The following is a 25,564-nucleotide window of genomic DNA, read 5'->3' as shown; positions in this document are numbered from 1 at the left end:
TCAATACAAATATTACAAAAATATTACAAAATAGAATAAAAATGTTACAATGTAGCGAAAAACAAAGAAAATATAGGCTTAAAAATTACATTAGCAGGTCTTAATCCCCACAGCAATTCTTTCATAATGTTAAAAATAACCACATAAAAAAATTAAATTATGATATAATAAAACAAGAATTTGGTACGGATAAAAGACAAAATATACAATTTGTAAGGTTTATATACAATTGCCATAAATTGGAACTTGTATATAAAAAAGAGACAGACTATTATAAAATTTATAATGTAACTTTAGGAGGAGTATAAGCGAAGGTTTTTAGAAAGGAAGGGATAAGTATGATTAAAGAAACTATTGATGCTGTACGTGTAGCTGAAATGGAAGCTGAAAAGCAGATTCAGGTGGCAATGGACAACGCAGCAGGAAAGAAGGCAGAATTAGATTCAAGGAAGGCACAGTTTAGAAAAGAAAAACTAATGAAGGTTCAGGAAGAAGCTAAGAGGGCAATGGATGAGGTAGTTTCAGAATGTAACAACTATGATTTGGAAATGGACAAGGAAATCCAAATGAAGGTAATGGAACTTAGAGATTTGGCAAAAGAAAGGACGGACAACGCAATTAAAGCAGTAATACAGGCATTGGCTTAAAAGTTAGGAGGTATTATGGCAGTTTTAGAAATGCGCAAAATAAACATTTGTGCTTTAAAAAAGGATAGAAAGAAAATTCTTGAATTTTTACAGAGAAAAGGCTGTCTGGAAATACATGAAACTGAAAATAAAGACTCTGTTTTTCAAAAAGTAAATACAGCAACACAGATTTCGATTTTTCAAAGGAATGCGGCATTAGCGGAAAATGCACTTAACATTCTTGAAAAATTCTATCCGGAAAAAACATCAATGTTTTCAAGTTTAGAAGGAAAGAAAGAAATTGAAATAAGTGAATTTAAGAAGTCTACTGAAAATCAACAGGAAATAATGAATGTGGCAAAAGATATTATTCAGTTAAACAAAGCAGTAGATGAAAAGATTGCTGAAAAGGCGAGACGTTATGATGAAATAGAAGCCCTTAAGCCATGGGCAGAACTTGATGTTCCAATGAATTATAAAGGAACAAAGAAAACAGGATTTTTACTTGGAACTATTTTAGGAACTTATACGGAGAATCAACTGATTAACAGATTAGAGAGTTTGGAGGGATTGCCAAAATTAACATACGCTCAAATTTTAAGTTCAGATAAGTTTCAAACTTATATAGCAGTAGTATTTCTGAAACAGAACGAAGAAAAAACGGAGAAGGCACTTAGAGGTTTGGGCTTTAACAGACCCCCTATTATGACAAGCCATCTTCCAAAAGAATCGGTAAAAAAGAGAGAAAAAGTTATTACTATTCTTGATAATGAAATACAGGAAATCAAAAATAAAATAAAAGAATATAGTGAAAGAAGAATTGAACTAAAGGAAATTTCAGATTATTACACAATCAGAGCTGAAAAATATAGAGCTTTGGGAGAAATTCTTCAAACAAAACATACATTTTTTGTTACAGGTTTTATTCCAAAGAAAGAGATTGAAAGTTTAAGAATGAACTTGGAAAATGACTATACTGTGGCAATAGATGTGGAAGCACCAAAGGATAACGAAGATGTACCTGTTCTTTTATCTAACAGTAAAACAGCAGGAGCAGTTGAAGGAGTTGTAACTTCTTTTGGTTATCCAACAAAAACAGAAATTGATCCAACATTAATTACGGCATTTTTCTATTATTTCTTTTTTGGAATAATGTTAAGTGATGCAGCTTACGGCTTGCTTATGTTTCTTGGTTGTTTATGGGCGCTTAAAAAGTTTCCTAACATGGAAGAATCCATGGGGAAAACATTACGAATGTTTAAGAACTGTGGAATTTCAACTTTAATATGGGGCATACTTTTTGGTGGATATTTTGGTGATGCAATAACTGTTATTGGTAGCACCTTCTTTGGTGTAAAAATAACAATACCTGCATTGTGGTTTACTCCTATAGAGCAACCAATGAGAATGTTGATTTATTGCATGATTTTCGGAATTATACATTTGTTTGTTGGCCTTGGAATTAAAGGCTACATGATGATAAAGCAAAAAGATGTTATGTCATTTGTATGTGACGTAGTGCTTTGGTATGTATTTTTAATAGGCTTAATTTTATTGTTAGTGCCAACATCAATTTTTGCATCTCTTGCAGGAACAACAATAGTATTTCCGGCTTGGGCTAATATGCTGGCAAAGGTTATGGCTATTGGTGGCATGGTTGGAATACTTTTAATGGCAGGAAGAAGGGCAAAGAACCCTGTTAAGAGATTACTACTTGGAGCATATAGTCTTTATGATACAACAAGCTGGCTTAGTGATTTGTTATCGTACTCAAGACTTTTGGCTTTGGGACTTGCGACAGGTGTAATTGCACAGGTTATTAATACAATGGCAGCCATGGGCGGCAAGTCGGTAGTTGGTGTGATAATGTTTATTGTTATTTTCATTATTGGTCACACATTTAATATGGCAATTAATTTATTAGGTGCTTATGTTCATACAAACAGACTTCAGTATGTGGAATTTTTCGGAAAATTCTTTGAAGGTGGAAGTAGAGAGTTTAAGCCATTTAAGGAAAATACAAAATACGTGAAAGTAAAGGAGAATTAGTTATGGGAGAATTTTTTAATAATTTAGGTTTATTTTATGCTTTATTGGGAGCGGCTCTTGCAGTGCTAATGGCAGGTATGGGCTCTGCAATTGGAGTAGGTACGGCAGGTCAGGCGGCCTCAGGCGTTATGACAGAAGATCCATCAAAGTTTGCTAAAGTATTAGTAATGCAGTTACTACCTGGTACTCAGGGACTTTATGGTTTGTTAATTGGCTTCGTAACTTTATCAAAAATCGGAATTATCGGTGGAAATGCAGTAAGTATTTCAGCGTTACAGGGACTTGAAATTTTGGCAGCATGTTTACCAATTGCAATTGTTGGTCTTGTTTCTGGAAAACATCAGGGCAAAACAGCAGCCGCTAGTATTGGTATTATAGCAAAAAGACCGGAACAGTTTGCAAAGGCAATGCTTTTCCCTGCAATGGTTGAAACTTATGCAATTCTTGCATTACTTATTTCATTCCTTGCAATTAACGGTATCGCATTATAAAAATTACACATTAACATATTAGAGTAAATGGGAGAAGTGTATGAGTGGATTGAATAATATTATAAAAGAAATCCAGGCAAGTGCTAAAGAAGAAGCAGATGCTATTTTAAAAGAAGCAGATGATTTCTGTAATGCACAGATGGAAGAGGCAAAAATTGAGATTGAAAAAGAAATTAAGGGATTTGAAAAAAAATCTCTTGCCTCAAGAAAGTTATACAAAGAAAAAACAAAATCTTCTGCCGGTTTTAGAGAAAGAAATGCAATTCTAAATAATAAACAAAAATGTATAAACGATGTAATCGAAAGTGCAATTTGCAAAATAGAAAATTTAGACACAACAGAATATTTTGATTTTCTTGAAAAGTTATTTAATAAAAATGTGCAAAGTGGCACGGGTGTAATGTACATTAGCACAAGCGACAAAGACAGAATGCCTGAAGATTTTGTTAAGAAAATAGAGAAGATAGCAAAAGAAAAAAATGGCAGTATTACCATTGAAGATAGCAGGGACAATGTAGAAAACGGTTTTGTTCTTGTTTACGGAGACATTGAAGAAAACTGTCAGATTAAAGCTTTGTTTAATGGTCAGCTAGACAGGTTAAAAGACATAGCTAACAGAGAACTATTTGGATAGGAGAAAATATATTAGGAGGAAACACTATGGAAATGGATTATACCTACGGTGTTGCAAGAATACGAGCCCTTGAAAGTAGTTTGTTTGGCAATGACACAATACAGGCTTTGTTGAATTTGGAAACCTATGACCAGTGCATGACTTTTTTGAGAGACAAAGGTTGGGGAGACGGTCATTTAGATGAAACTTTGGAACATATGCTTAATGAAGAATCAGAGAAGACAAAAAGAGTTTTGGATGATTTGGTAAAAGATGAAAAAGTAGTTTCCATACTGACAATCAAGGATGAGTTCCACAATTTAAAGGCAGCAATAAAACAGGTTTGCACAGAAGATGAAACGGAAAATATTTTTATGGCAGGCTGTAAGATTGAACCTGAATTCTTAAAGGATGTAATCCGTCAGGGAGAATACGGCAAACTACCTGATAACATGGCAGGAGTTGCAAAAGAAGCAACTGAGATTCTTTTAAAATCAGGCAACGGTCAGTTGTGTGATGTGTTAATTGATAAGGTAACTTTAGAGGCTATAAAAAAGGCTGGCAATGAGTCTGATAATCAGTTAATTAGAAAATACGCAGATTCTCAGGTGACAATTGCTAATATCAAAATTGCCGTAAGATGTGCAGCAACAGGAAAGGACAGCGAGTTTGTAAAAAAATGCCTTGTTCCATGTAACGGAGTAAGCATAACTGATTTAATAAAAGCAGTTGACGGTGGCCTTGAAGGCGTTCTTGAATACTTGGAAAATTCAGGCTTTGGGGACCTTGCAATAGCACTAAAAAAATCAAAATCAGTTTTTGAATGTTGGTGCGATAACAAAATTATTGAAGATATAAAAAGTGAAAAATATAATTCTTTTTCCGTTGGTCCAATAGTTGCGTATGTTATTGCAAGAGAAAATGAAATTAAAACAGTGAAAATTATCATGTCAGGAAAGTTAAACGGTTTTGACAATGACTTTATAAAAGAAAGGGTAAGGGAAATGTATGCTTAAAGTAGCAGTAATGGGCGATTACGATAGTATATATGGTTTTCAGGCATTGGGGCTTGATATTTACCCGGTGGATGAAAAGGCAAAAGCGGAAGCAATACTTAAAAAGCTGGCAAATGGAAACTATCCGATAATATATATTACTGAATCGCTGGCGGAAGAAATAAAAAGTGAAATTGAAAAATTTAGTGAATTAGTTACTCCGGCAATTATTTTAATTCCGGGAGTTAAAGGCAACACAGGCGCAGGAGTTAAAGGAGTTAAGGATTCGGTAGAAAAGGCAATTGGCTCAGATATTGTTTTTGGAAAATAATATTTGAACCGGAAAGGACAGAATATGGAATATAGCAAGGGAGTAATCAGAAAAGTGGCAGGTCCATTGGTTATTGCTGATGGAATGCGTGATGCCAATATGTTTGATGTGGTTCGTGTTAGTGACAAAGAACTAATTGGTGAAATTATAGAAATGCATGGTGATCAGGCGTCAATACAGGTTTATGAAGAAACAGCAGGGCTTGGTCCCGGTGAACCTGTAGTTTCAACAGGAGCGCCTATGTCTGTAGAATTGGGACCCGGACTAATTGGAAGTATATATGATGGTATACAAAGACCGTTAGATGACATTATGAAAGTGTCAGGTAGCCTATTAGAAAGAGGAGTTCAGGTCCCATCTCTTAAACGTGAATTGAAATGGGATTTTGAGGCAACTGCAAAGGTTGGAGATGTAGTTGAAGAAGGAGATATTTTAGGTACAGTAAAAGAAACTCCTGTAGTTACACAGAAAATCATGGTTCCATACGGAGTAAAAGGTGAAGTAACAAGCATAAAGTCAGGAAATTATTTTGTTACAGATGTAGTTGCCACAATTAAAACTGAAAAAGGTGAGCAGAAAATTACATTAATGCAAAAATGGCCTGTACGAAAAGGCCGTCCATATAAGGAAAAGAAAAATCCTAACAAGCCATTAATTACAGGGCAGAGAGTTGTTGATACATTATTTCCTATAGCAAGAGGTGGTGTGGCAGCAGTTCCCGGACCTTTTGGTAGTGGTAAAACAGTAATACAGCATCAGCTGGCAAAATGGGCAGAGGCAGACATTGTAGTTTACATTGGTTGCGGTGAGCGTGGAAATGAAATGACTGACGTACTTAATGAATTTCCTGAGTTAAAAGATCCAAAAACAGGTGAGTCATTAATGGAACGTACAGTTTTAATTGCTAATACATCAGATATGCCTGTTGCAGCCAGAGAGGCTTCAATTTATACAGGTATAACAATTGCAGAATATTTTAGAGATATGGGATATTCAGTAGCCCTTATGGCTGATTCAACTTCAAGATGGGCAGAGGCTCTTCGTGAAATGTCAGGCCGACTTGAAGAAATGCCCGGTGAGGAGGGCTATCCTGCATACTTAGGAAGTAGACTTGCACAGTTTTATGAAAGAGCAGGTGACGTTGTAACACTTGGAAAAGAAGGCAGAGATGGAGCCTTGTCAGTTATTGGAGCTGTATCACCTCCAGGTGGTGATATTTCAGAACCGGTATCACAGGCTACACTTCGTATTGTAAAAGTATTCTGGGGACTTGATTCAGCCTTGGCTTACAAGAGACATTTCCCGGCAATTAACTGGCTTACAAGTTATTCACTTTATATTGACAGTATTGGTTCATGGTTTACGGAAAATGTTGATAAGGACTGGCTTATTTTAAGACAAAAGTTAATGACTTTACTTCAGGAAGAAGCAGAGTTGGAAGAAATAGTAAAAATGGTAGGTATGGATGCCTTGTCTGCACCTGACCGTTTGAAAATGGAAGCTGCCCGTTCCATAAGAGAGGATTATTTACATCAGAACTCGTTCCATGAAGTTGACACTTATACATCTTTGGAAAAACAGGACATGATGATGAAAATGGTTATGGGATTTTATGAGGAGGCAATGGATGCACTAAACAAAGGTGCAAATATAAATGACCTTATAAAAATGCCTGTAAGAGAAGCCATTGGTCGTTTTAAATATACACACGAGGATAATATTGAGAGTGAATTTGACAGAATTAATAATCAGTTATCTCTTGAAATCGCAAATGCTTTAAGTAAGGAGGAAGACTAATATGCCAAAGGAATATAGAACTATTCAGGAAGTTGCCGGCCCTTTAATGTTAGTTAGAGATGTTGAAGGGGTAACTTATGACGAATTAGGTGAAATTGAACTTGCAAACGGTGAAACCCGTCGTTGTAAAGTATTGGAAGTAAATGGAACTAACGCATTAGTTCAGTTGTTTGAAGCTTCTACAGGTATTAATCTTTCTAACAGTAAAGTAAGATTTCTTGGACGAAGCATGGAACTTGGAGTTTCAATGGATATGCTTGGTCGAGTATTTGACGGACTTGGAAATCCAATAGATAAAGGACCGGACATTCTACCTGATGAAAGAAAAGACATTAATGGTATTGCAATGAATCCGGCAGCAAGAAATTATCCGTCAGAATTTATTCAGACAGGTATTTCTGCAATTGATGGTTTGAACACATTGGTTAGGGGACAGAAACTACCAATTTTTTCAGCCTCAGGTTTGCCACATGCTAACCTGGCAGCGCAGATTGCAAAACAGGCAAAAGTTATAGGAACAGATGAACCTTTCGCAGTAGTTTTCGCAGCAGTTGGTATTACATTTGAAGAGTCAAATTATTTTGTAAACAGCTTTAAGGAAACAGGGGCAATAGACAGAACAGTAATGTTTATGAACCTGGCAAATGATCCGGCAGTTGAGCGTATTGCCACACCAAGAATGGCACTAACAGCAGCCGAATACTTAGCCTTTGAAAAAGACATGCATGTTCTTGTAATAATAACAGATATTACAAACTACGCTGATGCCTTAAGAGAAGTTTCAGCAGCAAGAAAAGAAGTTCCGGGACGTAGAGGTTATCCGGGATACATGTACACTGACCTGGCAACTTTATATGAACGCGCAGGAAGAAGAAAAGGCTCAAACGGTAGTATAACAATGATACCTATTTTAACAATGCCTGAAGATGACAAGACTCATCCAATCCCTGACTTAACAGGATATATCACAGAAGGCCAGATTATTTTAAGCAGAGAATTATATAGAAAAGGCATTACACCACCAATTGATGTTTTACCATCTCTATCAAGATTAAAAGACAAAGGTATTGGCGAAGGAAAAACAAGAGAAGATCACAGCAACGTAATGAACCAGTTATTCTCAGCTTATGCAAGAGGAAAAGATGCCAAAGAACTAATGACAATCTTAGGCGAGGCAGCTTTATCCGACATAGACTTAATATATGCCAAGTTTGCAGATGAGTTCGAGAAAAAATATGTATCACAAGGCTACGATACCAACAGAACTATAATAGAAACAATGGACATAGGTTGGGAACTATTATCAATGCTACCAAAATCAGAACTAAAACGAATAGACGACAAATATTTAGAAAAATACTACAAAGGCAACAAATAGAGAATGTAGAATAAAATCCAATCAAATCATATAACAATGATATTAAAAAGTATAAGCATGATTATTTTAAAACCAAATTAAATAGTTACGTTCAACAATATATTTTCAATCAATATTCAAATTTAAAAGAAAGTGCTTGGAACCCGTCGGTTCATCAAGGCAGCGAAGTGGGCTTGATAGAACCGCTACCAGGTGGAAGCAGCGGGAGCGTGCTTTCGTTAAATTGAATATCGCTTGAAAAGGAATGTTGAATGAAGTAGCGGATTTTAAAGCGAGGTAGAGTATGGCAGGAACAAGAGTGAATCCAACCCGTATGGAACTAACAAAACAAAAAAAGAAACTTTTGTCAGCCACAAGAGGCCATAAACTTTTAAAAGATAAACGAGACGAACTTGTTCGTCAGTTTATGGATTTAATAAAAGAAAACATGGACTTAAGATTAAAGGTTGAAAAAGGATTAAAAGCTGCTAATATGGAATTTGCGATAGCAAGAGCGGGCATGAGTGAACAGGTGTTAAACACCGCATTAATGGCTACTGGGAAAACTTTAGAAATAAAGCAGCAGTTTAAAAACGTTATGAGTGTCGAAATTCCTGAATTTCAGACAAAAAATGATATTAAGGGAAATGACATTTACTCTTACGGATATGCTTTTACAGCAGGAGACTTAGACGATGCAGTATATTCATTATCTTCTGTGTTTGAAGATATGTTAAAACTTGCTCAGGTAGAAAAATCCTGTCAGCTAATGGCATCAGAAATAGAAAAAACGAGAAGAAGGGTAAATGCGCTTGAGCATGTAATAATTCCTGAAGCTTTGGACAATATAAAATATATAACAATGAAATTAGATGAAAATGAACGAAGCACACAAATTCGTCTAATGAAAGTTAAAGATATGATGATTGAAGAAAATATTCAGGAAAAAAGAAAAGAAAATTATGGGTAATGTTGCATTTGCAACATACAAAAAATAGAAAAATGTTATACTTTTCTTTATAAGGTTAAAGTAGTAATACCAGGGTTTAATCATCAGACAAAGTACAAATCTATGAAAGAGGCAGTAGGAGGCATATTATGAAGATTTTATTTTATGATGCAAAGAAGTATGACAAAGAGTCTTTTGACAAGGTAGCCGGAGAATATAAGAACATAGAAATAGAATACACAGATTCAGATATTTCGGAGGCAACTGCAAAATATGCAAAAGGGTTTGAAGGAGTTTGTGCATTTGTAAATTCTAATTTAAATGAAAATGTTATAAAAGCTTTGGCTGAAAATGGAGTTAAGTTGATTCTTCTAAGATGTGCAGGCTTTAATAATGTGGATATTAAGGCATGTAAACAGGCGGGTATAACAGTTTTAAGAGTGCCGGGATATTCGCCGGAGGCAATTGCTGAACACGCAATGGCTTTGGCTCTTGCATGTAACAGACATATTCATAAGGCATACATTAAGGTAAGAGAGAATAATTTTAGTCTGGTAGGATTAACAGGTGTTAATTTCCATAACAAGACAGCAGGTATAATCGGTACAGGAAAAATAGGTGCAGCAATGTGTCGTATATGCAAAGGTTTTGGCATGAAAGTTATTGCTTATGACATATATGAAAACCCTGACCTTGATTTTGTTGAGTATGTAACATTGGACGAACTGTTAGAGAGAAGTGATTTGATATCGCTCCACTGTCCTTTAACAGATGATTCTTACCATATGATAAACAAAAAGACAATTAAGAAAATGAAAAATAATGTTGTTTTAGTAAACACATCAAGAGGAGCCTTAATTGATACAGAAGACTTAATAAAGGGAATAAGAGAGCATAAATTCCACAGCGTAGGTTTGGATGTTTATGAGGAGGAAACGGACAATGTATTTGAAAACAGAGAAGATGATATTTTAGAGTCATCAATTACTTCAAGATTATTGTCTTTCCCAAATGTAATTGTAACTTCTCATCAGGCATTCCTAACAGATGAAGCATTAGAGGCAATTAGTTACACAACAATGGAGAATGCAAAATCTTTTATGGAAGGCAATTTAATTGAAAGTAACATTGTAAAATAGCATACACTTATAAAGAACCGGAGACGAGGATTAGCACTGTTTATTAAAAACAGAGCATCTGAAATCTCCGGTTTTTTATATTTAGATAAGGTGCATTTTTTTTAGAAAAGGGTATCATTTTTTAGCCAATAATGATAAAAACATTTTTATATGTTACTCTCTTTTTACGAAAGGGTTTTAGATTTTAGGAGGCATATAATGAGAAAAATAGTTTTGTTAGCAGCTTCAATGGTTGCAACACTTGCAATGTGTGTTGGTGTTTCAGCAGCAGACTCTGTACCATCAGATGTTAACTTAAATAATTTTAAGCTATCATGGTCAGATGAATTTGATGGAACTTCATTAAATGATGCTTATTGGACACCACAAATTGGGAACGGTATAGAATATGGAAACCGTGGCTGGGGAAACAATGAAAAAGAATACTACAAGGCAGAAAATGTTTCTGTCTCTAATGGAACTATGAAAATCAAAGCGCAAACTGAAAAAACAACAGCTAATGGAACCACATACAATTGGACATCGGCTAGAATTACGGGAACAGGAAAAGTTAATATTGGATTAGGGTATGTTGAAGCAAAAATAAAGATTCCATCATCAAAGGGAATTTGGCCGGCATTTTGGATGCTTGGAACTAATGGCAAGAATTGGCCTGCATGTGGTGAAATTGATATAATGGAAGCTTTCAATACAAGATCAGATATTCAATGTACAATTCATTATCCAAAATGGAATGGAGCTGATCAGTACATTTACACAAACAAAAATGTTGATAACAAAACAGAATGGCATACATATGGATGTTACAGAGATGGAAAGATTTGTGCTTTCTACATTGATGGTCAGTTGTTAAGTGTATATGGCACATGGACAGACAAGTATGTAAGAATAACAGATTTCAACGAAACATTCTCAACAGCAGATTTAAATACTGGCACTTATGCAGGAAAGAGAAGTGTTTTAAATGACGATTACTATTTATTGTTTAACGTAGCTTGTGGAGGTAATCTTGCACAGGGAAATCCACCTTATGATACAAGCTGGAACAGAACAATGGAAGTCGATTATGTAAGATACTACAAAGAAAAAAGTCCTGCAGAAATTGCCGCAGAAAAGAAAAAACAGGAAGAAGCAAACAAAAAGGCAAAAGAGCAGGCTGCAGCAGAGAAAGCTGCAAAGGCAAAACCTGCAAAGGCTTCAATTTCAATAAAAAATGTTAAAGGCAAAAAAGTTAAGGTAACAATCAAGAAAGTTAAAACTGCAAAGGGTTATATTGTTCGTATATGTGACAATAAGAAATTCCAGGGTTATGTAGATAAAAAGACAACAAAGACAAAAGTTACACTTAAAGGTTTTAGAAAAAAAGAAACATGCTATGTAAAGGTTAGAGCGTACAAGGTTTACAAGGGCAAGAAAATTTACGGCGCATGGTCAAAAGCAAAGAAGGTAAAGATTAAAAAATAAATCTTTTTCAGCTTAAAAGTTAATAATTGTATAAAAAGTAAATTTGAGTAAATCATAGAGAACTGCTACTAGGACATTTGAAAAATGTTTGGTGGTAGTTCTTTTTTTTTACATTCAAATATGGTAAAATGAGAAATTGATATAGGAGGCATAAAAATGGAAGAGAATAAGAACATTGAACAGACAAATATTCCAAAAGACTTGGAGAAGAACCTATGGACATATGGTAGCCCTATTATTTTTCAGGAAGGAAAAATAACTCCGGGGGTAGATGAAGAATCAGTTTCTTTGACTTTGACATTTGCAAATATATTTCAGGAAACGATCAAAGAAATTAATTTAAGACTGATTGTTACAAATGAAAAAGGCGAAGAGGAAACAATAAATCAAAGTTATACTGATTTAGCTTTAGGTTATTTACAGTCAAAAGGAAATGATATATCAATTAAGCTTAACAAAAATACAAAGGATATTAAAATACAGATTGACAGAATTATTTTTGAAAACGGTGGCGTTTGGTCAAAGGAAGAATCTGTATGGGAAAGCACAGGCGAGATTGATAATTTAGATATTTTTGCAAAAGCAAAACTTAAAGATTATGAAGACAATTATGTTATAGCAAAAGAAGATTTGGCAAAAGAAGACTACATTAACATGGGAAACGGCATTGAAATTCTAAAACGTATTTCATGGTATAAGGATTCAGCTAAGATTTTAAAAACATCTGAACAGAAATATCTTTTGTTAAAGAATGCAGAAGAAAGACGTCAGAGTGTGGAAAAGAAGAAAGCCCACAGAAGAAAATCTGTAAAGAAAAAATATGTCATTACAGGTGTAGTGGTTGTAGCAATTTTAGCGGCAGTAGGCGGTGGCTTTGCAGCATTTTCAGTACCTAATAACAAATACAAGGCAGCAAAGAAATTACTTGATAACAAGAAGTACGAACAGGCAGCTAAGTCATTTTCCGATTTGGATGGATTCTTAAAGAGTGAAGGATATTTGGCAGAAGCTTATTATAACTTAGGTCTTAAGGCTTTAGATTCAAAAGATGAAAACAAGGCAGAAGAATATTTTACAAAAAGTTATAAGACAGACAAGAGTTCAGAATACGGTAAAATGGCAGGAGCTTTTGTAGATTACTATGATGGAAATAAGGCACTTGAAAGCAAAGATTACGACAAGGCAATGAAGTTATTCCAGAATAGTGCCAATGTGGCATCAGATTTTACATTAGTAAATAAGGCAAGTGCCGGCATGGCAAAAGTATATTACTTAAAGCAGGATTATACTACCGCATGGAATACTATTAAGAATGTTTATGCAAAGGACAAGTCATACGCTAGTGAATATGGAACTTATGGTTATGCGTATGCCAAAACCTTAATTAATAATGGTAAGTCAGAGGAAGGTTTAAAACTTTACAACAGTATTTCAAAATTCACAAATGGAGCTAACTTAAGTGACTCAACTTATGCTCAGGCTGTGAAACTTGGAGAGAGTGGTAAGTATGACGAAGCTATGACAATGCTTAATTCAATTAAAGGCAATAACAAGAAGGCCGCAACTCTTTATAACCAAATGAAGAAGTTTAAACACAAAGTAAGATTTTGGACAGGAACATGGAAACATACAGGTACGGTAAATGGTGAGAAGAAGATTTTCAAAATTTATATTTCAACTGTATTGTTTAAAGGAGAACCTTGCTTAAGAATTAAGGATCAGAATAATAAGACATTAGGATATGATACTGTAATTAGTAGCAAAAATAAGGTTACACAGATAACAATAGGAACATACCAGTTACATTTCAAACTTAAGAAATATCATAACCAGAAAAATAATTATGTTTTAAAGGGTGGCAAGAAAATGTTAAGACAGCTTAGATACGGTGGTGTAACATACGAGACAAAGTTTAAAAAACTGGCAAAATAAAAAGTTCCCGGCATCTAAAAGGAGCTGTTAATGGTTAATAGAATTTATAAAAAAGTAATAATAGCTGTGTTGGCGATTTCGCTGTCTTTAAGTGGGATTGTCAGTGCAGGAGCGGCTGAAAAAAAAGAACAATTTGCTGTGATACCGGCGCAGGAGAATGTTAAGCTTCTTGTTAATAACAAAAAGCAGTATTTAACAATTAATCAGGCAGGTGATGTGGCAAGAAAAAACGCCTTGCTTCACAATTCTAATATTCGGTTGTACATAAAAACAACTGAAAGCTCAGCCAATGTTGTTTTTGAAAAAATCCGTAAAAGAATGATAAGGGAAACAAGCGACAGCAACGGCGGAGACTACATGTATTGGAATTTTAAAAGCACTTCTGCAAAGTATTATTACAATATAGTAGTGAATGATGGAAAGAAATACTATTATTACGATTTTAGATTAAATATTAAATATAGAATTACTCTTAAGCAACAAAACCAAGTTGATAAAAGAGTAAAATCTATTATAAAAAAATTAAAACTGAAGAAGAAAACCAGTGACTACAAAAAGGTAAAAAAAGTATATGATTATATTTGCAAAAGTGTAACCTATGCCCAAAATACAAGCAAAGGAATTAATTACACAGCCTATGCCGCATTGTTTAACAAGGAAGCTGTGTGTCAGGGATATGCCCTTTTGGCATACAAGTTCTTTAAAGAACTAGGACTTGAAACAAGATTAATTCCAGGGTATTCAAGTAATCAGCTTCATGGATGGAATATTGTAAAAGTTGGCAAATATTATTACAACATTGATTCTACATGGGATGCAACTTATTTGCAGAATAATTATAAATATCATTACTTTTTAAAAGGTGATAAGTTTAAGAATCATAAAAGATTTAAACAGTACAAAACGGATACTTTTTATGGCAAGTATTTAATGGCAGCCAATGCTTATGGAAGTGGCAAGGCGAAGATGTGTAAAAAAAGTCAGGTTTGTGAGTATGCAATGAAACAAGGTAAGGTTTTAAGTTTTACAGATAATACATTGAAATTTGAAAAACTTGCAAAAAAGTCAAAATACACGGTTGAATACTCAGTAAATAAAAAGTTCAAAAGTGGACAAACTGTTACTACAACAGGAAATACTGTTCAGTTAAATAATTTAGAAAACGATAAGGTATATTATGTACGTTACCGTGGAACAAAAAAAATCAAAGGCAAGTTAAGAAAAACGAACTGGTCAGATACTTTTGTTATCGAGAATTAGTACATAAATAGGAGGTACTCTTATGGACAAAGATAAAATGATAGAAGATATAGTGGCAATGCTTGATGGAAGCGTGAAAAAAGGCGATGGCCATATTAATGTGCAGGTAAACGAAGTGGAAGAAGATCCGAAGGAAATAAAAGAAGAAAAGTCAGTTACAAGAGGAAGTGCTGAAAATTCAATAAATCCAATGCCTTGTTGCATGCCAACAATAGAATTACCTGATGACGATAAAATGTAATTAGTTATTTTTAAGGCTTATTATTAGGATTTGTTCATAGAATGTGGATGTTCTAATAATAAGCCTTTTAGTTTAATATTAGAAGAATTAACCGGAAGGGATTAAGAAAAATAGAATTATATTTAGATGGAGATTTAAGATGAAGAATAAAGTAGTAAAATTTATTGTAAGATATGTTGTTATTACATTATCAGCAATTATGTATGGTTTGGGAATAGGACTTTTTCTAAATCCCAATCAGTTGGCACCTGGAGGAATTTCCGGTATAGCCATTATATTAAAAGAAGTATTTCCAATGCTGCCGGGAGTTGGTGTGTTAATTATTATAATTAACGTGCCAATAATGATTTTAGGGGCATGGAAATTTGGAAAGAAATTTATTTTATCAACCTTATATTCACTGATTGTTTCATCAGTTGCAATTGACGCGCTCCCTGCAATATTTAAAATTGACGCAATAACTAACGATTTAATGCTTGCTTCAGTTATTGGTGGTGCGTTGTTTGGTCTTGCAATGGGGGTGTTGTTCAGAATGGATACAACAACAGGTGGGCTTGATATTATTGTGAAAATTATCAAGCAGAAGCATCCACACATAAAAACAGGTCAGATATACATGATTATTGATGTGGCAATTTTAATTGCGTCAGCCATTGCTTTTAATAATGTGGAAGTTGCTCTTTTTGCAGCAATTGCAATTTATGTTTCTTCACTGGCAATGGATAAGGCAATTTATGTTGGTGACGAAGCAACACTTGTTTATATAATTAGTAAACAAAGAAAAATTATATCAGTAAGAATGCTTCAGGAATTAGACATAGGAGTAACAATGCTTCAGGGCATGGGTGCTTATACTAACAAATCAACAGAAATAATTATGTGCGTAATGAGAAAACAAATGTTAGTAAAAGTAAGAAATATTTTAAAAGAAGTTGATCCTGATGCATTTATGATAGTAACAACAGCTAATGAGGTATTTGGAGAAGGGTTCAAATCACAATTTACTAACGAAGTATAGAATGCATAAATACGCGACAAAAGTAAATTTTTATTAATTTACAAAAAGAGGATATTGTTTTAAAATAAACGGAAAGGTTATTAGACTAAGGAGAGGATAAAAATGGCAACTTTGAAAGATGTGGAGAGAATAGTTATAAAAGTGGGAACATCCACATTAGCACATGACACAGGAAAAGCTAATATAAGACAGATGAAGAAACTGGTGGCAGTTATTTCTGATATTGTTAATTCAGGCAAGCAGGTAGCATTAGTTACATCAGGAGCAATTGGAGTTGGTGCCGGTAAGCTTGGCTTAAAAGAGAGACCTAACACAACAGCAGGAAAGCAGGCAGCTGCTACAATAGGCCAGTGCGAATTAATGTTTATGTATGACAAGATGTTTGGAGAATATGGTCACACAATAGGACAGTTTTTAATTACCAAAAGAGATGTTGACAACTTAGAATGTAGAGAAAATCTTATAAATGCTTTTGAAGAAACATTTAACTTAGGTGCAATTCCTGTAATCAACGAAAATGACGCAGTTGCCATAGAGGAAATTGTATATGGTGACAATGATAGCTTGTCAGCCATAGTGGCAAAATTAATTGGAGCAGATGCACTTTTAATTTTAACTGACATTGATGGATTATATACAGGAAATCCTAACGAAGATGAATATGCAAGAATTATACCTGTAGTTACTGAAATTACAGATGAATTATATAAGATTGCAGGTGGAAAAGGTTCAAAATTTGGAACGGGAGGCATGGTTACTAAGTTACATGCGGCTGAAATTGCAACGGAAGCAGGCATTGACACAATTGTTTTAAATGGTGGTGATGCAGAGAATATTTACAGAGTGTTAGAAGGCCATCAGGCAGGAACATTTTTTGCAGCTAAAGAGAGTAAACAGTTGGAGCTTGAATAAATTTTACTTATGATAAAAAACATCAAGTTCACAAAATTTTAAATTTTAATTAATAAGGGTACATACAAATATATATTATAGTAGAGAAGTTACTAAGGAGTTTAATATGAAAAAATTGTTATTTGTAATTAATCCAAAAGCAGGATTAAAAAAGAACAAACACTTTATAGATGAGGCTGTGGAAATTTTTGAAAATGCAGGCTATAAGGTTGGTATTAAATTTACTAAAAAAAGATTAGATGGAACAAACATAGCAAAAGAATATAGCAAAAAAGCGGATTTGGTTGTCTGTATGGGTGGTGACGGAACTTTGAACGAAGTAATACAGGGTATTATTGAATCAGAAAGCGGTACACCTTTAGGCTATATACCGGCAGGCTCTACAAATGATTTTGCTACAAGCTTAGGCTTAAAGACGAGCCCAAAGGAAGCAGCAGAATATATTGTGAATGGAACAGCAAAACCATTAGATATGGGTATGTTTAACGGCCGTTATTTTGTTTACACAGCATCAGCCGGTATTTTTACAAAGACATCTTATTCAACTCCCCAGCAGATGAAAAACAGATTAGGGCATTTTGCTTATATTTTGCATGGAGCAAGAGAGTTGTTTCATATAAGAAGTCTTAAGCTAAAAATCGAGTTAGAAGACAAAACCTATGAAGGAAAATATATATTTGTGGCAATAAATAATGCGACCAAAGTTGGGGGCATTATGAAACTTGATGAAAATTTAGTAGAATTTAACGATGGGGTATTCGAACTTATGCTAGTTGAGTTTCCAAAGAATATTGCCGAATTTTGTCATTTAGTAGTAAAAATACTGACACAGAAATTTACAGGTAAAATAACTTTAGAACAAATAAAAAAAGCAAGAATTACAGACTCTACAGATATTGACTGGTCCTTAGACGGTGAAAAAGAAAATGGCCATGCAATAATAGACTTTAAAGTAATTCACGATGCAGTTAATTTTATATATTAAAAGAAGTAAGAGGGGTATTTATGACATTAAAAAAAGAAGATATTTATGAATTTACAGAAAAATACAGCAAAGTGTGCTTAGAAAACGATAGTGTAGACAAAGAATTATTTACAAAGTATGGTGTAAAAAGAGGTTTAAGAGACTTAAACGGAAAAGGTGTTTTAACAGGTATTACAAATATCTCAAGAATTGAGTCATCGAAAATTGTAGATGGTAAAAGTGTTCCGTGTCCCGGAAGTTTGTATTATAGAGGATACAACATTAAAGATTTAGTTAAGGGATTTATGGAAGAAGGAAGATATGGTTTTGAAGAAACAGCTTATTTGTTACTGTTTGGTAATTTACCAAATGAAGACGAGTTAAAGGAATTTAAGAAAATGTTAGCAGGCTGTAGAAGACTTCCAACTAACTTCGTAAGAGATGTTATTATGAAGGCACCAAGTTCAGATATTATGAACTCATTAACCAAGAGTATTCTTACATTGGCATCATACGATAAAAATGTCTCAGATACTTCATTAGAAAATGTTATTTTACAGTGTATTCAGTTAATTGCATTATTCCCAATGCTATCTGTATATGGATATCAGGCATATAATCATTATAAGAGAAACAAGAGTTTGTATATTCACAGACCAAAGCCGGAGCTTTCTACAAGTGAGAATTTGCTTAGAATTTTGAGACCTGACAAAAAATATACAGCCTTAGAGGCAAAAGTTTTAGATCTGGCGTTAGTTCTTCATATGGAACATGGTGGCGGAAACAACTCAACTTTTACAACAAGGGTAGTTACATCATCAGGTTCGGATACATATTCAACTATTGCAGCAGCCCTATCTTCTTTAAAGGGACCACGTCATGGTGGGGCTAATATAATGGTTGTTGAAATGTTTAAGGACATTAAGAAAAATGTATCTAACACAAAGGACGAAACAGAAGTTAAAGAATATTTAAGAAAAATACTTAATAAAGAAGCATTTAACAAAAAAGGTCTTATATATGGAATGGGCCATGCAGTATATTCAATTTCTGATCCAAGAGCTGAAATATTTAAGTCATTCGTTGAGAAACTTGCTAATGAAAAAGGTAGACAGAAAGATTTTGCTTTATATAGCATGATTGAACATTTAGCACCTGAAGTAATTGCTGAAGAAAGAAAAATGTACAAAGGTGTTAGTGCAAACGTAGACTTTTACAGTGGTTTGGTGTACAGTATGCTTGATATACCGGAAGAATTGTTTACACCTATGTTTGCCATTGCAAGAATCGTAGGTTGGAGTGCTCATCGTATAGAAGAGTTAGTTAATGCTGATAAGATTATGAGACCTGCTTATGTAAGCAACTGTGATTTCAATGAATATAAGAGTATTAGCGAAAGATAAATTGACAAAGTTTAAAGCCATGCTATTTTATATAGTGTGGCTTTTATAATAGGCTTGTGAAAGTGTAAAGCCGAAAACAGAGCCGGCAATGAATAGTACAATATAGATTAGGTGTTTAATAGTGCTTAATGATAGAGATTAAGAAAGTGGAGGAAGTTAAAATGAAATTAACACAAAGCGATGTAGATAAGATTAAAGAAGAAATAGAACATAGAAAATTGGTTGTTAGAAAAGAAGCAATTGAGGCTGTAAAAGAAGCAAGAGCCCAGGGAGATTTAAGTGAAAATTTTGAATATTATGCAGCAAAAAAAGACAAAAATAAAAACGAAGGACGAATTAGATACCTTGAAAGAATTTTGAAAACAGCAACAATTATTTCAGACCAGTCAGAAGATGATGAAGTAGGCTTAAATAATACTGTAAAGATTTATTTTGAGGAAGATGATGAAGAAGAAACTTTTAAGATTGTAAGTACAATGCGCGGGGACTCTGTTAAGGGGAGAATAAGTAATGAATCACCTATTGGAGCAGCAATTATGGGACACAAAGTGGGAGATAGAGTTGAAATAAAAGTAAATGACAGCTATAGTTATTATGTAGTCATAAAAGAAATCGTAAATACCGGAGAAGAAGAAACAGATACTATAAGAACTTACTAAGGAGAAGGAATATGGCAAAATCTGAAAATCAAAAACAGAAAATTTTAGTGTTGCTTGACTTGTTTAAAAGCAAAACAGATGAGGAACATGGTGTAACAACATCTGATATTATAGACTATTTGGCAGAGCATGGCATAAAGGCAGAAAGAAAAACTGTTTATGCTGATTTGAATACCCTAAAAGAATATGGTTATGAAATTTCAAAAGAGAAGAAAGATGGAAATTATTATTATACTCTTTTGGATCGTGATTTTCAGTTGCCGGAATTGAAATTGTTAGTTGATGCTGTTCAGGCGTCAAAATTTATATCTGCAAAAAAGTCCAGTGAGTTAATAAAGAAAATAGAAAACTTAGCCAGTGTTTATCAGGCAAAGCAGTTACAACGACAGGTTTTTGTAAGTAATCGTATAAAAACAAATTACGAAAATGTTTACTACAATGTGGATGAATTAAATCTTGCAATTAACGAAAACAGAAAAATAAAATTTGACTATTATGAGTGGAATCTTTCAAAGGAGATGGTTTTGCGAAAGAATGGTCACAAGAATGATATTAGTCCATGGTCGTTGGCTTGGGATGATGAAAATTATTATCTGGTTGCATTTGATGGAAATAGTGGAATCATAAAACATTACCGTGTTGATAAAATGCGAAAAATAGAAATACTAGATGAAGCAAGAGACGGACGAGAAGAGTTTGAGGAATTTGATGCAGCAAAATATGCAAAGAAAGTTTTTGGTATGTTTACAGGTGATGAACAACGTGTGAAAATACAGTTTGCCAACAAGCTTATTGGAGTTGTAATTGACAGATTTGGTCAGGATATTATGATTATTCCAAAAGGCGTGGACCAATTTGTTGTGAATGTAAACGTAAAAGTAAGCAACATGTTTTTAGGTTGGATAATAGGACTTGGAGATGGTGCCAAAATACTTGAACCTGAAAGTGTAGTTGATGAAGTTAAACAAATAACCGAGAGACTTAAGGAACAATATAAGTAATTAATAATTAAATAATTGGAGAGTTAAATGCTAAAAATATTTACAAGTTATACACCGGGAGCCGGAAAAAGTTATGCCATGCTTGAAAAAGCAATGGCGGAGCAGGCAAAAGGTAAAAAAGTTTTAATTGGCTTTCTAAATGGTGGTCATAGAAATATCGAATTAATAAAAGAAAAAAATCATATAGATAGCGCAATTTATAACGGAAAAGGTTTTTCATATAAACAGATATTAGAAGAAAAACCGGACATAGTTGTGCTGGATGAAATGGGCATGAGGTCGAAAAATCATGGTTATATTTATGAAATAATTGAACTGTTACTAGATAATGACATTGATGTGTTTACATCTATTAACATCAAAAGATTTGACAGTATTAATCCTGAGTTTAAGAAGATAAGCGGTATTGGTGTAAAAAACATGGTACCGTCTAAATTTCTTGATATGGCAGATGAAATATATTTTATAGACAGAAGACCTGAACTTATGATTAGGGATTTCAAAAACGGAAATTTATTTAATAAAAGATATATGAAAAGCGGTATAATGAAAAAAAATTTTAGAAGAGACATATTGGAAAGCTATAGAAAAGTCAGCTTGGAGATTCTAAAAAAATATGGTGATAAAGTGACAGTAGTAGAAAGAAATGAATAAGAACGGAAGGATAAAATAATAAAATTATGCAAAGCGGTAATACAATGGAGAATAACAAACAAATCAAATTATCATGGACGCCAATAGTAATTCTTTTAGCAGGGGTATGTTGTTTGCTTTGGGGCTCGGCCTTTCCGTGTATAAAGCTAGGTTACAAATTTTTTAGAATAGAAAGTGGAGAGACAGCTTCTCAGATTTTATTTGCCGGAACAAGATTTGCAATTGCAGGGGCAATGGTAATAATAACTTTCAGTATAATAAACAGAAAATTTATCAAGCCATCAAGTCCCGGAAAAATAGCAACGTTAAGCGTGTTTCAGACAATATTGCAGTATGTGCCGTTTTATATAGGACTTGCTCATACTACAGGAGTGAAGTCTTCCATTATTAACGGTTCGGCGGTTTTTATAACAATACTTATATCATGTCTTATTTTTAAACAGGAAAAATTAACAGGGAAAAAGATTATAGGTAGTGTTTTAGGATTTTTAGGAATTGTAATCGTAAATGTTGTTGGAAATGGTTTTGATTTGAGTTTTACTCTTTTAGGTGAAGGCTTTATTTTGATTTCTACAATATCATCTGCGTTTTCGTCATCTTTTATTAAAAGATTTTCAAAGACTACCGATGTTGTAATGCTTAGTGGCTATCAGTTTTTCTTTGGTGGCGTTGTCATGGCAACAATTGGTCTCATAGCAGGAGGTAGATTAAACAGTGTGGCACCATATAGCTGGATACTTCTTTGTTATATGGGATTCATTTCAGCGGCAGCGTATACAATTTGGAGTATCTTACTTAAATACAATAACGTATCAAAGATTTCAGCTTATAAATTTATGAATCCTTTATTTGGCGTTGTACTGTCATTTATAATTTTGCAGGAGAAGAGCCAGTTAGGAATCCAGACAGTAATTGCACTTATTCTCGTGTGTGCAGGAATTTACGTGGTAAATCGTGAAAATAAGTAAGGAAATATATGGATAAATCTCTTTTTATATGGAATTTACTGTGATAAAATATAATCATTATTAATAATGTTATAAAGAGTTGCAAACAGCAAGAATATATGTTTAGCTATTGCAGAAGGAGGAAGATATGAACATTATGCACGACATTAATCCGGAACGTATTGCACCTTCGGATTTTATTGCTACTATTGAGATTACAAAAGGAAGCAAGAAAAAATATGAATTAGATAAGGAAACAGGACTTCTGATTCTTGACAGAATACTTTATTCATCAGTTCATTACCCTGCAAATTATGGTTTTATTCCAAGAACATTAGATGAAGATGGTGATCCCCTTGACGTATTGGTACTTTGTTCGGAACCTATTGAACCAATGTCACTTGTAAGATGTTATCCAATTGGAGTAATGTACATGATTGATGGTGATGACATGGACGACAAGATTATTGCTATCCCATATGGAGATCCAACTTACAATTGTTATACTGACATTAAACAGTTGCCATCACATATTTTTGATGAAATTAGAAACTTCTTTAACATCTACAAGTCATTAGAAGGTAAGAAAACAAGAGTTGATGAATTTGGTGGCCCAATTGATGCGGCAAAGATTATTTGCAAATGTATCGACTTATATAACGAAGAATTTGAAGGAGAAAGTCATGACAATAAATAAAAGACTTTCCGACCTGAGAAGTGAAATGAGTAGGCATGACATAGATATCTATGTTGTGCCTACTTGTGATTTTCATGGTTCGGAGTATATAGGAGACTATTTTAAAACAAGAGAATTTATAAGCGGCTTTACAGGGTCAGCAGGTACGGCAGTAATAACTAAGAACAAGGCGTATTTATGGACAGACGGAAGATATTTTGTTCAGGCTGAAAGTCAGCTAAATGACAGCTATAAACTTATGAAGCAGGGAGAAAATGGAGTACCTACAGCTGTACAGTTTATTGAAGAATATAATAGAGAAACAATAGAAAAAAATAAAGAAAGTTGCAATCAATTATCCACAGAAAAAAGTAAAGAAAACTGGGGGACGACAGTTGGATTTGACGGCAGAACAATACCATCTGACCTTGCAGAACACATTGAAAAACTACCGAATATTAATGTAGTTTGTGATTTGGATTTAATTGGAGATATATGGAAAGACAGACCTGAAATATCTCATGAGTCTGTTTGGATTTTACAGGAACAATATGCAGGAGAATCGCTAAAGGAAAAAATAAAAAAGATACAAAAAGAAATAGTAGCCAATGATTGTGATATTTTAGTTGATACATGTTTGGAAAATATTGCTTGGACACTTAATTTGAGAGGAAATGATGTAAAATGCACCCCTGTATTTTTAAGTTTTCTAACTATAACAGGTGATAATGTAACTTTGTATATACAGAAACAAAGTTTGACAGCAGGAACAGAGTCATACCTTAAAGAGAATAAAGTTAATATAAAAGATTATTTTGAAATTTATAATGATTTAAAACAGTTAAAAGATAAAAAAGTCTGGCTTGATAAGTCATCAGCTAATTACAGAATAATTGAGACTCTGAAAAATAATAATAGGATATACAACAGAATGTCACCGGCACTAACAATGAAGGCAATAAAAAATTCTACTGAAATCAAAAATACTCAAAAAGCACATTTGCTTGATGGAATTGCAATGACAAAATTTATATACTGGTTAAAACACAATGTAGGAAAAGAGCCTATGGATGAGGTAATGTTGGGCGAAAAGCTGGAATATTTTAGAACAAAAGCAGAAAGTTATGTGGAACCAAGTTTTGAACCCATCGTAGGTTACAACGACCATGGAGCTATTGTTCATTACAGTGCAACAGAAGAAACAAATTATACCATTACAGACAAAGGACTTGTTTTAATTGATTCCGGTGGACATTATTTAGAAGGCACAACTGATATAACAAGAACAATTAGTCTTGGTGAAGTTAGTGACAAAATGAAAAGAATGTACACAGCGGTTTTGAAAGGCCATTTGGCACTGGGAGATGCTGTATTTAAAAAAGGCAGTTCAGGAGTAACTCTTGATATTCTTGCAAGAAAACCACTTTGGGACTTAGGGCTTGACTATAATCATGGAACAGGTCATGGTGTAGGCTATTTGTTAAGTGTACACGAACCACCAAACGGAATAAGATATAGAATACTTAATAATCCGCAATTAAATCCTGAAATGAAAGCTGGAATGATTACAAGTAACGAACCTGGAATTTATCTTGAAAATGAATTTGGCATAAGAATAGAAAATCTGATTCTTTGTAAAGAAAAAGAAAGCAATGAGTTTGGAGAATTTTTATGCTTTGAAACATTAACTTTAGTTCCTTATGATATAGAACTAATAGATGAAACAATGCTCACAGAAAAAGAAAAGGAACTTATTTTTGAGTATAACAGAAGAATAACAGATGCTTTGCAACCTTACCTGACAGCGGAAGAAAATAAATGGCTTGAAACATTGAACGAAGAATTTTAAAATTGTCGGGCGGACAGCAGCAAAGGGTTACCATTACGAGAACATTGTCTTATGGACCGGAAATTATTTTGGCTGATGAACCAACTGGAAATTTAGACAAGGAAACTCAGGCAGAGATTATAGAAATCTTTAAGGAATTGGCACATAAAGAGAATAAATGCATAATTCTAGTTACACATTCCAAAGAAGTATCTGAGCGGTCAGATGTGGTCTACAAGTTTGCGTAGGAATAAATAA

At 33.8% G+C, this 25,564-nt stretch carries 24 protein-coding genes and 2 pseudogenes; all 26 read left to right on the top strand.

From position 1 onward, the window contains the following. Positions 1-338: 338 nt before the first annotated feature. A complete protein-coding gene (locus tag ACQY63_RS06315) occupies positions 339-647 on the top strand; it encodes a hypothetical protein (protein WP_022165523.1) in 309 nt (102 codons plus the stop codon). A 15-nt stretch (positions 648-662) separates the two neighbouring features. Next, a pseudogene (locus ACQY63_RS06310) lies at positions 663-1,883 on the top strand (V-type ATPase 116kDa subunit family protein); the annotation flags it as partial. Then, positions 1,863-2,675, top strand: a complete 813-nt coding sequence (locus ACQY63_RS06305) for a V-type ATPase 116kDa subunit family protein (protein ID WP_428245280.1) — start codon at positions 1,863-1,865, stop codon at positions 2,673-2,675. The pseudogene ACQY63_RS06310 and the gene ACQY63_RS06305, both read left to right, overlap by 21 nt. Positions 2,676-2,677: 2 nt before the next feature. Continuing rightward, on the top strand, positions 2,678-3,166 hold the full coding sequence (locus tag ACQY63_RS06300; RefSeq protein ID WP_022165521.1) for a V-type ATP synthase subunit K: 489 nt from the start codon (positions 2,678-2,680) through the stop codon (positions 3,164-3,166). A 40-nt stretch (positions 3,167-3,206) separates the two neighbouring features. After that, positions 3,207-3,800: a V-type ATP synthase subunit E gene (locus ACQY63_RS06295; RefSeq protein WP_022165520.1), complete on the top strand. Its 594-nt coding sequence runs from the start codon at positions 3,207-3,209 to the stop codon at positions 3,798-3,800. Between the two features lie 26 nt (positions 3,801-3,826). Further along, positions 3,827-4,795 (top strand): V-type ATPase subunit, encoded by a 969-nt coding sequence (locus ACQY63_RS06290; protein ID WP_022165519.1) that lies wholly within the window; start codon positions 3,827-3,829, stop codon positions 4,793-4,795. Then, the gene (locus ACQY63_RS06285) at positions 4,788-5,105 is read left to right on the top strand and encodes a V-type ATP synthase subunit F (RefSeq protein ID WP_022165518.1); all 318 of its coding nucleotides are present in this window, start codon (positions 4,788-4,790) and stop codon (positions 5,103-5,105) included. Before ACQY63_RS06290 ends, ACQY63_RS06285 begins: the two co-directional genes overlap by 8 nt. Positions 5,106-5,129: 24 nt before the next feature. Continuing rightward, a complete protein-coding gene (locus ACQY63_RS06280; RefSeq protein ID WP_022165517.1) occupies positions 5,130-6,902 on the top strand; it encodes a V-type ATP synthase subunit A in 1,773 nt (590 codons plus the stop codon). A gap of 1 nt (position 6,903) precedes the next feature. Beyond that, positions 6,904-8,280 carry a V-type ATP synthase subunit B gene (locus tag ACQY63_RS06275; RefSeq protein ID WP_117998584.1) on the top strand — a complete coding sequence of 459 codons (1,377 nt, stop codon included), beginning with the start codon at positions 6,904-6,906 and terminating at the stop codon, positions 8,278-8,280. 283 nt (positions 8,281-8,563) lie between these two features. Further along, the gene (locus ACQY63_RS06270; RefSeq protein WP_302689442.1) at positions 8,564-9,229 is read left to right on the top strand and encodes a V-type ATP synthase subunit D; all 666 of its coding nucleotides are present in this window, start codon (positions 8,564-8,566) and stop codon (positions 9,227-9,229) included. A gap of 128 nt (positions 9,230-9,357) precedes the next feature. Further along, a complete protein-coding gene (locus ACQY63_RS06265) occupies positions 9,358-10,347 on the top strand; it encodes a 2-hydroxyacid dehydrogenase (RefSeq protein WP_302689443.1) in 990 nt (329 codons plus the stop codon). Between the two features lie 198 nt (positions 10,348-10,545). After that, a complete protein-coding gene (locus tag ACQY63_RS06260; protein WP_302689444.1) occupies positions 10,546-11,811 on the top strand; it encodes a glycoside hydrolase family 16 protein in 1,266 nt (421 codons plus the stop codon). A gap of 156 nt (positions 11,812-11,967) precedes the next feature. Continuing rightward, entirely contained in the window at positions 11,968-13,743 is a 1,776-nt protein-coding gene (locus ACQY63_RS06255) for a tetratricopeptide repeat protein (protein WP_302689445.1), read from the top strand. 30 nt (positions 13,744-13,773) lie between these two features. Continuing rightward, complete coding sequence (locus ACQY63_RS06250) at positions 13,774-15,003, top strand: transglutaminase domain-containing protein (RefSeq protein ID WP_428244894.1); 1,230 nt, start codon at positions 13,774-13,776, stop codon at positions 15,001-15,003. 22 nt (positions 15,004-15,025) lie between these two features. Continuing rightward, a complete protein-coding gene (locus ACQY63_RS06245) occupies positions 15,026-15,244 on the top strand; it encodes a hypothetical protein (protein WP_022165511.1) in 219 nt (72 codons plus the stop codon). A 139-nt stretch (positions 15,245-15,383) separates the two neighbouring features. Beyond that, positions 15,384-16,262, top strand: a complete 879-nt coding sequence (locus ACQY63_RS06240; protein ID WP_428244893.1) for a YitT family protein — start codon at positions 15,384-15,386, stop codon at positions 16,260-16,262. Positions 16,263-16,364: 102 nt separating this feature from the next. Then, positions 16,365-17,174 (top strand): glutamate 5-kinase, encoded by an 810-nt coding sequence (gene proB, locus ACQY63_RS06235; protein ID WP_022165508.1) that lies wholly within the window; start codon positions 16,365-16,367, stop codon positions 17,172-17,174. 106 nt (positions 17,175-17,280) lie between these two features. Continuing rightward, the gene (locus tag ACQY63_RS06230; RefSeq protein WP_022165507.1) at positions 17,281-18,159 is read left to right on the top strand and encodes a diacylglycerol/lipid kinase family protein; all 879 of its coding nucleotides are present in this window, start codon (positions 17,281-17,283) and stop codon (positions 18,157-18,159) included. Between the two features lie 20 nt (positions 18,160-18,179). After that, positions 18,180-19,541, top strand: a complete 1,362-nt coding sequence (locus tag ACQY63_RS06225; RefSeq protein WP_412621809.1) for a citrate/2-methylcitrate synthase — start codon at positions 18,180-18,182, stop codon at positions 19,539-19,541. Between the two features lie 161 nt (positions 19,542-19,702). Beyond that, a complete protein-coding gene (greA, locus tag ACQY63_RS06220) occupies positions 19,703-20,200 on the top strand; it encodes a transcription elongation factor GreA (protein ID WP_022165505.1) in 498 nt (165 codons plus the stop codon). An 11-nt stretch (positions 20,201-20,211) separates the two neighbouring features. Continuing rightward, the gene (locus ACQY63_RS06215; RefSeq protein ID WP_117998549.1) at positions 20,212-21,201 is read left to right on the top strand and encodes a helix-turn-helix transcriptional regulator; all 990 of its coding nucleotides are present in this window, start codon (positions 20,212-20,214) and stop codon (positions 21,199-21,201) included. Positions 21,202-21,228: 27 nt separating this feature from the next. Beyond that, positions 21,229-21,855, top strand: coding sequence for a hypothetical protein (locus ACQY63_RS06210; protein ID WP_022165503.1), 627 nt, complete (start codon positions 21,229-21,231; stop codon positions 21,853-21,855). Between the two features lie 44 nt (positions 21,856-21,899). Continuing rightward, a complete protein-coding gene (locus ACQY63_RS06205; RefSeq protein WP_428244892.1) occupies positions 21,900-22,823 on the top strand; it encodes a DMT family transporter in 924 nt (307 codons plus the stop codon). A 127-nt stretch (positions 22,824-22,950) separates the two neighbouring features. After that, complete coding sequence (locus ACQY63_RS06200) at positions 22,951-23,499, top strand: inorganic diphosphatase (protein ID WP_428244891.1); 549 nt, start codon at positions 22,951-22,953, stop codon at positions 23,497-23,499. Beyond that, entirely contained in the window at positions 23,486-25,327 is a 1,842-nt protein-coding gene (locus ACQY63_RS06195; protein ID WP_428244890.1) for an aminopeptidase P family protein, read from the top strand. The genes ACQY63_RS06200 and ACQY63_RS06195 overlap by 14 nt, the downstream gene beginning before the upstream one ends. Continuing rightward, a pseudogene (locus ACQY63_RS06190) lies at positions 25,312-25,554 on the top strand (ATP-binding cassette domain-containing protein); the annotation flags it as partial. The gene ACQY63_RS06195 and the pseudogene ACQY63_RS06190, both read left to right, overlap by 16 nt. Positions 25,555-25,564: the final 10 nt, after the last annotated feature.

Origin of the sequence: Eubacterium sp. Marseille-QA0814, assembly GCF_965119675.1 — a bacterium.
GTDB lineage: Bacteria > Bacillota > Clostridia > Lachnospirales > Lachnospiraceae > Eubacterium_G.
The sequence above is the reverse complement of the archived record's forward strand: the minus strand, read 5'-3'. Positions and strand labels throughout refer to the sequence as shown.